At 22.4% G+C, this 13974-nt stretch carries 17 protein-coding genes; all 17 read left to right on the plus strand.

All coding sequences use genetic code 11. The annotated features are described in order from the left end of the window. Nucleotide 1 precedes the first annotated feature (1 nt). Nucleotides 2–1249 (plus strand): preprotein translocase subunit SecY, encoded by a 1248-nt coding sequence (secY, locus tag KTO59_RS00715; RefSeq protein ID WP_284928183.1) that lies wholly within the window; start codon nucleotides 2–4, stop codon nucleotides 1247–1249. Nucleotides 1250–1308: 59 nt separating this feature from the next. After that, nucleotides 1309–2055, plus strand: a complete 747-nt coding sequence (map, locus tag KTO59_RS00720) for a type I methionyl aminopeptidase (protein WP_225696086.1) — start codon at nucleotides 1309–1311, stop codon at nucleotides 2053–2055. Nucleotides 2056–2126: 71 nt separating this feature from the next. Then, on the plus strand, nucleotides 2127–2372 hold the full coding sequence (locus KTO59_RS00725) for a translation initiation factor IF-1 (RefSeq protein ID WP_225696085.1): 246 nt from the start codon (nucleotides 2127–2129) through the stop codon (nucleotides 2370–2372). Then, a complete protein-coding gene (rpmJ, locus tag KTO59_RS00730) occupies nucleotides 2369–2485 on the plus strand; it encodes a 50S ribosomal protein L36 (protein WP_121463671.1) in 117 nt (38 codons plus the stop codon). Before KTO59_RS00725 ends, rpmJ begins: the two co-directional genes overlap by 4 nt. A 17-nt stretch (nucleotides 2486–2502) precedes the next feature. After that, nucleotides 2503–2865 carry a 30S ribosomal protein S13 gene (gene rpsM / locus KTO59_RS00735; protein WP_225696084.1) on the plus strand — a complete coding sequence of 121 codons (363 nt, stop codon included), beginning with the start codon at nucleotides 2503–2505 and terminating at the stop codon, nucleotides 2863–2865. Nucleotides 2866–2888: 23 nt separating this feature from the next. Then, nucleotides 2889–3290: a 30S ribosomal protein S11 gene (rpsK, locus tag KTO59_RS00740; RefSeq protein ID WP_225696083.1), complete on the plus strand. Its 402-nt coding sequence runs from the start codon at nucleotides 2889–2891 to the stop codon at nucleotides 3288–3290. A gap of 33 nt (nucleotides 3291–3323) precedes the next feature. Continuing rightward, nucleotides 3324–4274: a DNA-directed RNA polymerase subunit alpha gene (locus tag KTO59_RS00745; RefSeq protein WP_225696082.1), complete on the plus strand. Its 951-nt coding sequence runs from the start codon at nucleotides 3324–3326 to the stop codon at nucleotides 4272–4274. A 170-nt stretch (nucleotides 4275–4444) separates the two neighbouring features. Further along, a complete protein-coding gene (rplQ, locus tag KTO59_RS00750) occupies nucleotides 4445–4801 on the plus strand; it encodes a 50S ribosomal protein L17 (protein WP_225696081.1) in 357 nt (118 codons plus the stop codon). Between the two features lie 53 nt (nucleotides 4802–4854). Next, the gene (locus KTO59_RS00755; RefSeq protein WP_284928186.1) at nucleotides 4855–5676 is read left to right on the plus strand and encodes an energy-coupling factor ABC transporter ATP-binding protein; all 822 of its coding nucleotides are present in this window, start codon (nucleotides 4855–4857) and stop codon (nucleotides 5674–5676) included. Then, entirely contained in the window at nucleotides 5652–6500 is an 849-nt protein-coding gene (locus tag KTO59_RS00760; RefSeq protein ID WP_284928187.1) for an ATP-binding cassette domain-containing protein, read from the plus strand. Before KTO59_RS00755 ends, KTO59_RS00760 begins: the two co-directional genes overlap by 25 nt. Nucleotides 6501–6504: 4 nt before the next feature. Then, nucleotides 6505–7485 (plus strand): energy-coupling factor transporter transmembrane component T, encoded by a 981-nt coding sequence (locus KTO59_RS00765; RefSeq protein ID WP_284928188.1) that lies wholly within the window; start codon nucleotides 6505–6507, stop codon nucleotides 7483–7485. Between the two features lie 54 nt (nucleotides 7486–7539). Continuing rightward, nucleotides 7540–8271 carry a tRNA pseudouridine(38-40) synthase TruA gene (gene truA / locus KTO59_RS00770; protein ID WP_284928189.1) on the plus strand — a complete coding sequence of 244 codons (732 nt, stop codon included), beginning with the start codon at nucleotides 7540–7542 and terminating at the stop codon, nucleotides 8269–8271. A gap of 13 nt (nucleotides 8272–8284) precedes the next feature. After that, a complete protein-coding gene (gene tmk, locus KTO59_RS00775) occupies nucleotides 8285–8905 on the plus strand; it encodes a dTMP kinase (protein WP_284928190.1) in 621 nt (206 codons plus the stop codon). Then, nucleotides 8902–9834, plus strand: coding sequence for a hypothetical protein (locus tag KTO59_RS00780; RefSeq protein ID WP_284928191.1), 933 nt, complete (start codon nucleotides 8902–8904; stop codon nucleotides 9832–9834). Before tmk ends, KTO59_RS00780 begins: the two co-directional genes overlap by 4 nt. Nucleotides 9835–9846: 12 nt before the next feature. Beyond that, entirely contained in the window at nucleotides 9847–10698 is an 852-nt protein-coding gene (gene rsmI / locus KTO59_RS00785) for a 16S rRNA (cytidine(1402)-2'-O)-methyltransferase (protein WP_284928192.1), read from the plus strand. 21 nt (nucleotides 10699–10719) lie between these two features. After that, nucleotides 10720–12285 carry a methionine--tRNA ligase gene (gene metG, locus KTO59_RS00790; RefSeq protein ID WP_284928193.1) on the plus strand — a complete coding sequence of 522 codons (1566 nt, stop codon included), beginning with the start codon at nucleotides 10720–10722 and terminating at the stop codon, nucleotides 12283–12285. Between the two features lie 688 nt (nucleotides 12286–12973). After that, the coding region (locus KTO59_RS00795; RefSeq protein ID WP_284928194.1) for a hypothetical protein at nucleotides 12974–13974 on the plus strand (1001 nt) is incomplete at its 3' end.

The raw sequence follows: 13974 nt of genomic DNA on the forward strand, positions 1-13974 counted from the left end.
TATGACAAGATTAATTAATTTTTTAGTAGATAAAAAAAAAACAATTAAAAAAATTTTTTTCACTTTATTTATTATTTTGGTTTATGTTATTGGTACTAGAATTTATATTCCTTTTTTAGGTAAAAAATACTATTCACCGCCAAAACTGTCAAGTGAAAATTTTTGGGAATCGTTATTTTATAGTAATCATTCTTTATGTATTTTATCTTTGGGAGTTATGCCTTATATTACTGCTTCTATTGTTATTCAATTGAGTCAAAAGGTATTCCTTTTTATGAAAGAATGGCAAGAACAAGGAGAAAAAGGAAAACGTAAAATTAATATATTGACTAGAATTTTGACTATTTTGTTATCTTTAGGTCATGGATGGACATTTATTCAAATTGAATCCCCATTATCATCATCTAATACACCTAATAATTTGATATTTCAGACACTCTTTTTTTTAACAGTCGGCGTTTTTATATCTGTTTGGTTAGCTGATTTAATAACTTCTAAGGGATTAGGAAATGGAATTTCTATATTAATAGCTGTAGGTATGGCAGATAAATTATATAAAACTTTTGATTATTTGTTATTTGCAGATGGTTCGGAAATACAGCGTATATGGATTTTAATTTCTTATTTTATTTTATTAATATTAACAATTATCTTATCTTCAGCTTATTTAAAAATCCCTATTAATTACGCTATAAATAGAAATAATGATAAAATTGATAAATACATTCCTATTAAATTAAATACATCTGGTATTTTACCAATTATTTTTGCGGATGCTTTTTTAAATTTAATAAAACAAATATCAGTATTTTTTCCAAAAAATGGAACATTTTTTAAATATATTGATATTTTTGTAAGATCGCGATCAGAATTAGGAATATATTTTTTTGTTTATGTTTTATTAATTATGTTATTTTCTTTTTTTTCATCTTTTATGACTATCAATCCGAAAGATGTCGCGGAACATTTGTCAAAACAAAATGCTTATTTAAAAGATGTTCAACCTGGATTACCTACTGTTAAAAAGATAGTTCGTGAAATGTTTAAAATTACTTTTCTTGGTAGTTGTTTTTTGACTTTATTAGCTTCTGCTCCTGATATAATTAATTATTTAGCAGGAAGTGCAATATCTAAACAAATTACTTTTGGTGGGACTAGTCTTTTAATTATTGTTGGTGTCGCTTTAGAATCAATACAAGATATGAAAGCAAAAAATAATGTTCAAAAAATTTATAATAAATTTTTTTAAATAAATTTTTAAATTTTAAAAAAATTAATTAGAATAATTAGAGGTTGTTTATTTTTTTTATGTTATCAATTAAATCATTAGATGAAATCGTTATAATGAAAGAGGCGGGAAAGATTTTATCTTTAATAAGAAAAGAATTATTAAAATTTTTAAAAGTAGGTATTTCTACCTTTGATTTAGATATGATTGCTTTTGATTTGATGAAAAAAAATGGTGTTATTTCTGCTTTTAAAGGTTATCAAGGCTTCGGGGGTTATATTTGTATTTCAGTGAATGAAGTTGTAGTTCACGGATTACCTTCTAAAACAAGAATTCTTAAATTAGGTGATATTGTCACCTTAGATATAGGTATCAAACATAAAGGTTATTGTGTAGATTCAGCTTGGACTTATTCTTTGGGTTCAGTTTCAAATAAAATTAAACAATTTATAGAAAATACTAAAAAATCTTTATTTTTAGGAATAGAACAAGTGAAACCTGGCAATAAGATTTCGGATATTTCTCGTGCTATTGGTAAATTCGGTAATAAACATAATTATGGCATCATAGAGATTTTTTCAGGTCATGGTATTGGAAAGAAATTACATGAAGAACCTTATATTTTTAATTTTGACTTTGCTTTGAAAGATTATGTTTTAGAATCAGGTATGACTTTTTGTATTGAACCTATGTTTACTTTAGGAACTAAAGAGATTAAAATACTAAAAGATGGTTGGACTGCTGTTACTTGTGATTCAAGTTTAAGCGCTCATTTTGAGCATACAGTTTTGGTTACTGATAAAGGATATGAAATTTTAACATCATAAAGATATAAAACAAAATAAATATTAATAATTTAAATTATAAAAATGAATAAAAAAAGGAAAATAATAAAATAATGGTAGATAATAATAGTTCTAAAACGATTGATAATAACTGTTCTACTGATGCTATAGCTGTAGTTGTCGGTAAGTTACCTAATGCAAGATTTAAATTACAACTTCTTGATCAAAGAATTATTGAAGGATTTATATCTGGTAAAATACGTACTCGTAGAATTCATATACAATTAGGTGATAAAGTGAAAGTCGATCATAGCGGTCGTATTATTTATCGTTTTTTACAAAAGGATAATGTTAAATGAAAGTTAAAGCTTCTGTTAAAAAACGTAGCGATGATGATATCGTTGTACGTCGTAAAAAAAGAGTTTATGTTATAAATAAGAAAAAACGTCGTCATAATCAAAGACAAGGTTAAACAAAGGAGTTTGGTAAATGACAAAGATATCAAAAGATAAAAAAAAGAGAAATATTGTTTTTGAGTTAAGCAGAAGTATCTACGGTATCGGTCCAGCAACTGTTAGAAAGATATTACAAAAATTAAATATCAACGAACAAGATGAGATAAGTGAAAAACAAATAACTCTTATTAAAAGTGAATGTAATAAATATGATATAGAAGGTAATTTAAGAAGAAAAATTGCTTTAAATATCAAAAGATTAAAAGAAATAGGATGCGATAGGGGAATCCGTCATCGTATGGGATTACCAGTGAGAGGTCAAAAAACTAGAAATAATGCTAAAACAGCTAAAAAAAGTCGTAAGAGAACTTCCGCAGGAGATAAAAAATTTAAATAATTTAAAGGAAGAGTGTTTTAATTATGTCTCAAAAAGTTAAATCAAAAAAAAGAGTTAAAGCAAAAAAAAGTAAAAAAAATTTTCCTGTAGGGATAGCTCATATTCAAGCTACTTTTAATAATACTATTATAACTATTACAGATTTAGAAGGAAATACTATTGCTTGGTGTAGTGGAGGATTATTAGGTTATAAAAATAGTAAAAAATCTACTTCATATATCGCTCAACAAGTAGCTAAAAAAGTTTCTTCTTTAGCAAAAGACAAAGGAATGAAACAAATTGAAGTTTTTGTTAAAGGACCTGGTGTTGGTAGAGAGATTTCTATTCGTTCTTTACAAGAATCTGATTTAGAAATTACTGCTATAAGAGATGTCACTCCTGTACCACATAATGGTTGTAGACCCCCTAAACGTCCTCGTGGATAAAAAAATAAATTTATTGAAGAGGTTAATGTTATAATGAAAAAATTGAAATTTATAAAACCTAACATGAATATTAAACAAGAAGGTTCAGATTTATCTTTTGGTAAATTTATTATTCAACCTTTAGAAAAAGGTTTTGGAATTACAATAGGTAATTCCTTAAGAAGAGTTTTATTATCTTCTTTACCAGGAGTCGCTATTGTAAATGTCAAAATTGAAGGCGTAGATCATGAATTCAGCTTAATAAAAGGTGTTTATGAAGATGTTATGTCTATTATTTTAAATTTAAAAAAAGTTGTTATTAGTACTACTTCACAAGAAGAAGATTTTGAAGAAAAATTGAAAATAGATGTTGTTGGTGAAAAAAGAGTAACAGCTGCTGATTTCGAAACTGTTGAAGGAGTCGAAATTTGCAATAAAGATCAAATAATAGCTCATTTATCACCCGATGTTTCTTTTAAAATGGAAGTAACTATTAAAAAAGGAATTGGTTATTCATCTGCTGATGATAATAAAATTTATAGTAAAAATCAATTTGGAGTTATCGCAATTGATTCTTTATACACGCCAGTTTTAAAAGTAACTTATAATATAGAACAAAAAATCAATAGCAAAGAAGAATTAGTTATGGAAATAGAAACTAATAAATCTGTTTCATCTAAAGAAGTTTTATCGATAGCGTCTAAAATTTTAATTGATCATTTAAATGTTTTAGTTAATTTATGTGATACAGTTCAAAATCAAGATTTTGTTTACGAACCTAAATTAGAAAGTTATAATCATGCTTTGAATTTAAGGTTAGATCAATTAGAAATATCAGTTAGATTATTTAATAGTTTAAAAAAATCAGGAATTAATACGGTTCAAGAATTAGTGAACCAAAATGAAAAAGATATTTTAAAATTAAATAGTTTAGGAAAAAAATCTTTTGAAGAATTGAAAGAAAAAATGAAAGAATTAGATCTTCATTTTAAAGATAATAATTGATATTCAAAAATAATACAAATAATATAAAATACAAAAAAGTTTTTTATTTTTTTATTTAAGTAATTTTTATATTTTTGAATTTTTTATTTATAAAAAAAGTAATTTATAATTTTTTTATAAATAAAGAGTTATATAAAAATATTTTTAATAATTAAAAAAGGTGCAATAATATGGCTTATAGCAAATTAAGATGTAATACATCTCATAGAAAATCTTTATTAAAAAATTTAGTTGCTAGTTTCATTATGAACGAACGTCTTTTTACTACTGAATCTAGAGCGAAAGAAATTAGAAAAGTAGTTGATAAAGTGATTACTTTAAGTAAAAAAAACACTTTAGATTCTAAAAGATTAGCTTCAACTTTTTTATTTAATAAAAGAATTGATTCAGAGAAAACTGTTTTACAAAAATTATTCAAAGAAATATCTGTCAAATACCAAGATAGAACAAGTGGTTATACAAGAATTATTAAAAGCGAATGTCGAAGAGGCGATTCTGCTTCTATGGCTCTTATTTTATTTGTTTAATATTTTTAAAAATCGAAAAAATATTATAAATTAAATGAAAAAATGGATAAAAAATGATAATTGTTAAAAATTTAAGTTTTAATTATAAAGATAAACAAATTTTTAATGATTTGAATTTTGAAATTTATTCGGGTCAATGGATTGCTATTATCGGAGATAATGGTTCAGGAAAAACTACTTTAGCTAAAATATTAGTTGGTTTATTAAACAAACATAAAGGTCAAATTTTTATTAATAATATTGAATTAAATGAAAATAATTTAACAAAATTACGTTTTTTAATTGGTATCGTTTTCCAAAATCCTGATTATCAATTTGTCGGTTTCGATGTTAAGAGCGATATTGCTTTTGGTTTAGAAAATCAATTATTATCTCGTGAAAAAATTGAATCTAAAATATTGAAATATTCTAATATGTTGAATATTCAACATCTATTGGATTCTAAACCTCAAGAATTATCAGGAGGTCAAAAGCAAAAAGTGGCTATAGCTTCTGTTTTATCTATGGAACCAGATATTATTATTTTTGATGAGCCTACATCTTTTTTAGATCCACAAGGATCAGAAGAAATTTATGATATTATCCAATGTATTCATAAACAAAAAAATAAAATTTTGATCACTATAACTCACGATTTATCTTTTGCTTTGAAAAGTGATAAAATTATGATTTTAGATAAAGGCGATTTAATTAAATATGATAAACCTTCAAATTTAATTAAAGATTCTTTATTTTTGCAAAATTATTATAATCATTTACCTTTAGAGTTAAAACTCTATTATGATTTGCAAAAAGAAAAAGATTTATCAGAGATAAATCAAAAAAAAATCGAACAATTAAAGGATGTTTTGTGGCAATACAATTTAAAGATGTAACTTTTTATTACAATAAAAATAAAAAAGCAGCTTTACGTAATATCAATTTGTCTATCAATTCTGAAAATGATTTTATAGCTGTAATTGGTAAAATAGGTTCAGGTAAATCCACTTTAGTTCAATTAATGAATAGTTTATTAGTTCCGTCGGAAGGTTATATAGATATTTTTGGACAGAGAATAGATAAAAAGACATCACCAAAAATTTTAACTTCTTTGAAAAAAAAAATAGGTTTGGTTTTTCAATTTCCAGAATATCAACTTTTCGAAAACACTATCTTAAAAGATGTTATGTTTGGCCCTAAAAATTTTAATAATAATAATTTAGAAGTGGAAAAAAAAGCTGTTAAAGCTTTAAAACAAGTTGGAATAACTGAAGATTTATTTGAAAATTCTCCTTTTAAATTATCTGAAGGACAGCAAAGAAAAGTTGCTATTGCTGGTATTTTTGCTATTGAACCGTCTATTTTAATTTTAGATGAACCTACTAGAGGTTTAGATGTTAATAGCTCCAAAGATATCATGAATATTTTAAAAAATAAAAATCAAAAAGATAAAAATACTATTATTTTTATTACTCATGATATAGATTTAGTATTTGAATACGCTAATAAAATTATTTTTTTAGATAAAGGTGAAATTTTATTTTCTGGTTTAAAAGAAATTTTCTTTACAAATTATAAATTATCAAAATTTGGATTATCTGAACCTAAAATTTTTAAAATTTTAAAATTTTTAAATCAAAAATTAGGAGTCTCTTTTGAGCCGAAATTTTCTTATGAGGAATTGTTAAATTGTCTCAAGAATTTTTATAAAGGTGCATAATCACATGGAGATAATTGATATAAAAAATAAATCTTTTTTAAAAAGTATTCATCCTTCTTTAAAAATTATTTTATTTATTTTAATTTTTAAAATTATTTTTAGTTTAAATTTGGATTTAAATGCTAAATTAACATTACAAAAACAATTATTTTATTTTTCTTATTTTATTTTTTTTATTTTTATTTTTGTTTTATTATTGAAACTTATTGATAATTTTTTCATAAAATTTATAAGACAAATTTTAAATTTAAAATTTTTTTTTCTTTTTTGTTTTTGTCTTCATGTTTCAGAAAAAGAAAAAGAATTTTCTTTTTCTATTTTTCCTAATGATATAACATTCTTTTTTAGTATTATTTTGTTTTTATATTTTGTATCATTTTTTTTAATAAAAAACGAATATAAAAATATTTATTTTTTAATTATTTTTTTCTTTGTTATTATATTACCTAGTTTTTTACAATCTTCGTTAAATCAAGATTTTTTTTTAAAATTATATTTCGATAAAAAAGATTTATTAAACATTTTTTTTATTTTTTTACGTATTTGTTTGTTTTTTATGCTTAATTTTTTAATTAACCAAACAACTTCTTTTATCGAAATTAAAGATGGTTTAGAAATTCTTTTAAAACCTCTTAAAATAATTAAATTTCCTGTTGAAATTTTTTCTCTTATGATTTCTTTGATTTTAATGTCTATTCCTTTTTTATTAGAAGAAAGTAAAAAAATTTTAAAAGCTCAAATATCTCGAGGACTTAATTTTTATACTAAAAATATTTTTAAAAAAGTTTATTATTTAATTTCATTATTAATTCCTATTTTAATTTTAGCTTTTAAAAAATCTTTTGTTTTGGCTAATGCTATGGAAACAAGAGGATATGTTTTAGGAAAACCAAGAACAAAATTAAATGTTTTCCAAATTACCAAAAAAGATTATTTTATCTTTTGTTTTATTTTTGTTTTTTTTGTTTGGAGTTTTTTTATTTGAAAATAATATTATTTTATTTGTAAAAAAATTTAATATATTAAGGAGGTTTTTTATTTGTCAAAATTTACTTATAAATTAATATTAAGTTATGATGGCACTAATTATCATGGTTACCAAAAACAGACTAATGTGATAACAATTCAATCAGTTTTAGAACGTTCTTTATTTAAAATAACTAAACAAAAAATTTTAACTATAGCGGCCAGTCGTACTGATCAAGGTGTTCATGCAGAAGAACAGGTTGTTCATTTTAAAACTTCTTTTTGGATTGAACCAGATTCTTTAAAAAGAGCTTTAAATAAGGTAATGCCTTGTGATATTCAAGTATTAGATATAGAAAAAAAAGATTCTTTATTTCATGCTCGTTATCATACTAAATCTAAAATTTATAAGTATGTTTTTTCAAAAAAAAAATTAAATTCTTTTAATTATCGTTTTCAAGTATACTTTGAAAATATTAATTTTTCACTTATTAAAGAAGCTCTTTATTTATTAGAAGGTGAAAAAGATTTTGTTTTATTTACTAATAATAAAGATCCTAAAAAAAATACAGTTAAAGTAATTTATAAAGTTTATTCAGAAGAAAATGAAAATCAATTTATTTTATTTTTTCACGGAAAAGGTTTTTTGAAACAAATGATTTTATTTTTAGTAGGTTTTTTAATTTTTATAGGTCAAAAAAGAAAGACTTTAACAGATTTAGAAAATATGTTTAATGTTGATAGTGAAAAATTTTATTTTTTAGCTCCATCTAATGGACTTTGTTTAAAGAAAATTTTTTATTAAAAAAAGGAAGATTATGATATTTATTTCTTTTGAAGGTTGTGAAGGAACAGGTAAAACTACTTTATCTCATTTTTTATTTGAAAAAATGATACAAAAATATTCTGTTATTTTAACTAAAGAACCTGGTGGATGTCCTTTTAATATGGAAATGAGAAAAATTTTATTTCGATATTGTAATAAAATAGATTTTTATACAGAAGCTTTGTTTTATGCCGCTGATAGAACAGAACATTTAAAAAAAGTTATTATTCCCGCTTTAAAAGATAATAAAATTGTTATTTGTGATCGATATATTGATTCTTCGATAGTTTATCAAGGATACGCTAGAAAATTAGGGCCAGATTTTATAACAAAAATTAATTTTTTAGCTATGGAAAATTTACCTAATATAACTTTTTATTTAGATTTAGAACCTGAAATCGGAATCAAAAGATTAAAGGCACAAAGAAAATATAAAATAGAATATTTCGATTTACAAAAAAATAGTTTTCATAATGAAGTTAGAAAAGGTTATTTAAAACTTTGTGAACAATATCCTGAAAGAATTTATAAAATAGACGCTACTCTTTCTTTGGAAGAAATAAAATTGATAATTGAAAACAAAATTGATCAGTTATTAAAAAATAAAATATGATTAATACGAAATCTTTATTAGAAAAATTTAAATTTATTATTCAAAATAAAAAATTAATGCATCTTTATTTAATAGAAGGATCGCATCAAGAAGCAAAAAAATTATTTATGTTTGAATTAGTATATGATTTTTTAAAAAAAGACAAACCTTCTGCGATTTTAAAACATCATATAAAAACATTTTGTTATCCTAATTTTTATTATTTAGACGCTAATAATACCAAAATAACAAAAGAACAAATTTTAGAAATGCAATTGTATTTTAATCAAACTTCTTTGTTACAAAAAAAGAAAGTTTATGTTATTGATGGCATCGAAAATATATCTTATAGAGTTGCCAACAGTTTGCTTTATTTTTTAGAAAATCCCATTAATAAAAATACTTTAGGAATTTTGTTAACTAAAGATCGTAATTTGGTTCTTTCTACTATTTTATCTCGAGCACAAGTTTTTTCTTTAGAAAATGAATATGAACATAATTATTTTTTTGAAGATAAACAAAATAACATAAATGAATTAGATAAAAGTTTGATTTTGTTATTGAATAAAATAAGAAAAGTAGAATTAGATAATTATTATTATGATTTAAAAAAATTTTTTTTATTTTTTTTAAACACTTCGCTAGAAAATAAAATAGTTTCTAAATTATTTTTTGATGCTCGACACATAATAAAACAAAAAAATTTTATGGATGATTTTTTATTTCTTTTAATAAGTTTTTTTTTAGATTTATATTATAAAAAAAATAATCTTACTTTTAATTTTTCTAATAATTTATTAGAAAATTCTTTTTATAATAAATTATCTTCAAAATCAATTATTAATATTTTAAATTACTTAGTTGAAATGGAAAAGAAAAAAAATATCTTAGAAGAACATTTTTGTTTTTTAGCTTTATTAATAGAGTTTAGTAAAAAAATAAAATTTTAGGATATTTAATATATGGTAATTATTCAAAAAACTTTTGTTGAAAATAAAAGTTTATTGTATTTAGTGGCGACACCTATCGGAAATATGTCTGATTTGAGTTTTAGAGCTTTAGAGACTTTAAAAGAAGTTGATTATATTTTAACTGAAGACACAAGAATAGCTTTTAAAATTTTACGTTTTTATAATTTTAAAAATAAATTAATTTCTTTGCATAAATATAATGAAAAAGAACGTCTGCAAAAAGTCTTGTTTTTGTTAAAAAAAGGTAATAATCTAGCTTTAATTAGTGATGCAGGAACTCCTTTAATTAGTGATCCAGGTCTTCTTTTGGTAAAAGAAGTGAAAAATGCTGGTTTTAATGTTACTATTGTTCCAGGACCATCAGCTTTTTTATCTGCTTTCGTTCTTTCTTCTTTTGATTGTCCTTTTCTTTTTTTAGGTTTTTTGTCTAAAAAAAAAGAGATGAAAAAGAAAGTTTTGTTAAAATATCGTTTTTTTGAAGGTTCTTTGATTTTATATGAATCAGCAAACAGAATCAAAGATACATTAATATTAATTAGCGATTGTTATGGAAAAGAAAGAAATATTTGTTTAGCCAGAGAATTGACTAAAAAATTCGAAACTATTATTAATGGTTCTTTAGAAGATATTTTGAAAGATGAATTATGTTTAAAAGGTGAATATGTTTTAGTTATTGAAACTAATAAAAATAATAATTTATATAAAGATATAAGTTTAGAAGAACATATTGAGTTTTTTTTAGAACAAGGTTATAATGAAAAAGAATCTTTTGCTAAAGTATCGCAAGCACGAAAAATTTCTAAAAAAATAATTTATAATAAAATTAAAGTTCAAAAAAATTAAAAAAAGGTTTTCGAAAATTAAATGAGTATATTACCTGTAAATAAAAAATTTTATATTGCCACTTCTATTGTTTATGCTTCATCTATACCTCATATAGGAAATGTTTATGAAATGATTTTAGCTGATGCTATAGCAAGATTTAAAAAAATAGAAGGCTATAATGTTTATTTCCAAACTGGTTCCGATGAACATGGGCAGAAAATACAAAAAAAAGCATTACAACAAGGATTAGATACTCAAAAATACGTTGATCAAATTTCTGATAAAATTAAAGAAATTTATAACAAAATGAATATTAAATATGATTTTTTTATAAGAACAAGCGAATCTTTTCACAAAAAACAAGTTCAAATTATTATGAAACAACTTTTAAAAAATGACGATATTTATTTAGGTTTATATGAAGGTTGGTATTCTGTTTATGAAGAAAGTTATATTTCGGAAAAAGATTTAATTAATGGTAAAACAGCTAATGGTGAGACGCCTGTTTGGACTCAAGAAGAAGTTTATTTTTTTAAATTAAATAAATATCAAGATCGATTGTTAAAATATTTAAATGATGAACTTCATTTAATTTTACCTCCTTATATTAAGAAAGAAATTTTAAATTTATTAAAAGAACCACTTCCTGATTTATCTATTTCTAGAACTTCATTTGAATGGGGTATTAGTTTAGATTTTAATTCTAAGCATGTAGTTTATGTTTGGATAGACGCTTTAAGTAATTATATTACAGGACTTGATTATCCTTTTGGAGAAGATGATAAAAAAAATAAATTAAAATATTTTTGGCCTTGTGATTTGCATATAATAGGAAAAGATATTACTAGATTTCATTTAATTCATTTTCCTATTTTATTAATGGCTTTAGATTTACCTCTACCAAAAAAATTTTTGATCCATTCTTGGATTTTATTTAATAATAAAAAAATGTCTAAATCTTTAAATAATACTCTTTATGTAGATGATTTATTAAAAATTTTTTCTGTAGATGCTATTCGTTATTTTGTTTTACATGAAATTCCTTATCATTCTGATGGTATTTTAACTTATGATCTTTTATTTGAAAGATATAATACTGATCTTGTGAATACTATAGGTAATTTATTAAGTCGTACTTTAGGAATGATAGTTAAATATAATAATGGAGAATTAAGAAAAAAATTAAATCAGGTTAAAGAATTTGAATCGATTGATTTAGCTAAAGAATCTTTAAAAACTATATCATTTTTGCGTCATTTTATGGAAGATTATAAAGTGAGTGATTCTATAGAATGTATATTAAAATTAGCTCGTTTATGTAATAAATATATTGATTTAACGGAACCTTGGAATTTGATTAAAAGTAAAGACAATTTAGATAAATTAGATTTTGTTTTATATAATTTAGTAGAAACAATTCGTTTTATAGGTGTTTTATTACAACCTTTTTTACCAGAAACATCTAAAAATATTTTAAAACAAATTCAAGCAGAAGAAAATACTTTTGAAAGTTTATCTCATTTCGGAGTTACTAAAAATAAAAAATTAAAATTAGGAACAAAACTTTTTGAACGTTTAAATAAAGAGGATTTTGTTGATTGTTAATATTTATAATGAGATAAAAAAATTATAACAGTGCGTCGTTTTATCGTCAAAATTAGGTAAATTTGTCCTAGTATCACGAGCAGAGAACGCACAATCAAAAGAATTATTGATCAAAAAGAAATTACAATACCAGCTATAACAGCGTTAACATTTAAATTTTCTAAAACAATCAAAAATATTGTTAAAAACATTGATTTAAAAGAAACAATTTAACAAAAAAGAAACTTTTCAAAGTTTCTTTTTTTATTATTGTCAAAAACAATAATTTTTATTTTCGAAAATAAAAAAAGCAAAAAAAAAAAAAAACCGCAGTGGCACTAAAAAACCTTAATTTATCACTTTGAAATGACCACCCAAACATTTCAAGAAATTGGTTATGTTTTGCCTTATCAAATAGAAACTTATTATTAATCAAAAAAAATAGGAATTAAAATAAATGAAAAATAATTCCAAACAAATTATAAAATAACATTAAATCAATCCTAAAAAATAATAATCATAAAAAAATGTGTTAAAATATATAATGAAAAAGAATAGAAATAAAATAAATATGAACTAAATAACGATAAACTATAATATTTAAATTATTATACTTATAATAATGAATTAAAAAATAATTCTTCTTTTGTTATTGTTAGTTATTTTTATTAGAAAGAAAGAATTAAAAAAAGAAAGGTAGGTTTTCCAATTGACAAACAAAATTCGATTCGGTCAATTTTTTACTAAAAAACAAAATTGGTTCACAAAACCATTAGAAGAATTTATTTTTGATAATTTAAAAGAAAATCATATTATTTTAGATCCCTTCGCTGGCGAAGGGGATATTTTAAATTTTTTAAAATATTATTTTAAAAATAAAATTAATAATTTAAATTTTATAGGGTATGACATTGATAAGAAATTTGTTAAATATAAAATTAATGATTCTTTAAAAGATATACCTTATGAAAAAGAACATAAATATTTTATATCAACAAATCCGCCGTATTTAGCAAAAAATAGTTGTTATCGTAAAAAATTTACACAAATTTATAAAGATTATTTTAAAACATCCAATTTTGCCGATCTTTATTTATTAGCTTTAAATAAGATGATATCTACAAATCACCCAGGTTTTGCAATTGTTCCAGAAACTTTTATTAATTCAAAATTTGATAAAACCAATGTTAACAGAATTATTATCATCGAACCCAATCCTTTCGAAGATACTACCGTCCCTATTTGTATTGTTTGTTTTAATGGTACCAAATTAGAAAAACAAATTATTTATAAAAATGATGATAAAATTGGTCCTTTACAAGAATTAAAAAAATTAAAAATTTTTGTTAAAGAAAAAAGTGAGTTTTTAAAAAAATTGCGATTTAACGATGTTAATGGAATTATTGCATTGTTAGGTGTAGATTCTACAAATCCTGAAAATAAAATTAAATTCATTCATAAAAACAAATTAAAATATAATATTTCAAATATAAAAACTTCGTCTCGTGCTATTACTATAATTAACAGTGAAGAATTTAAATATTTAGATGATTCAAAAATTGAAAAAATAATTATTAACGCAAATCAAATTTTAAATACATTTAGAACAAAAACTAAGGATGTTTTGTTGTCTCCATTCAAAGGAAATAACAAAGATAATCAGCGTAGACGTAGGTTAGATTTTCATTTAGCTAGAAATATTTTAACAAA

Source organism: Candidatus Phytoplasma sp. AldY-WA1, assembly GCF_020312115.2.
Classification (GTDB): domain Bacteria; phylum Bacillota_I; class Bacilli_A; order Acholeplasmatales; family Acholeplasmataceae; genus Phytoplasma; species Phytoplasma vitis.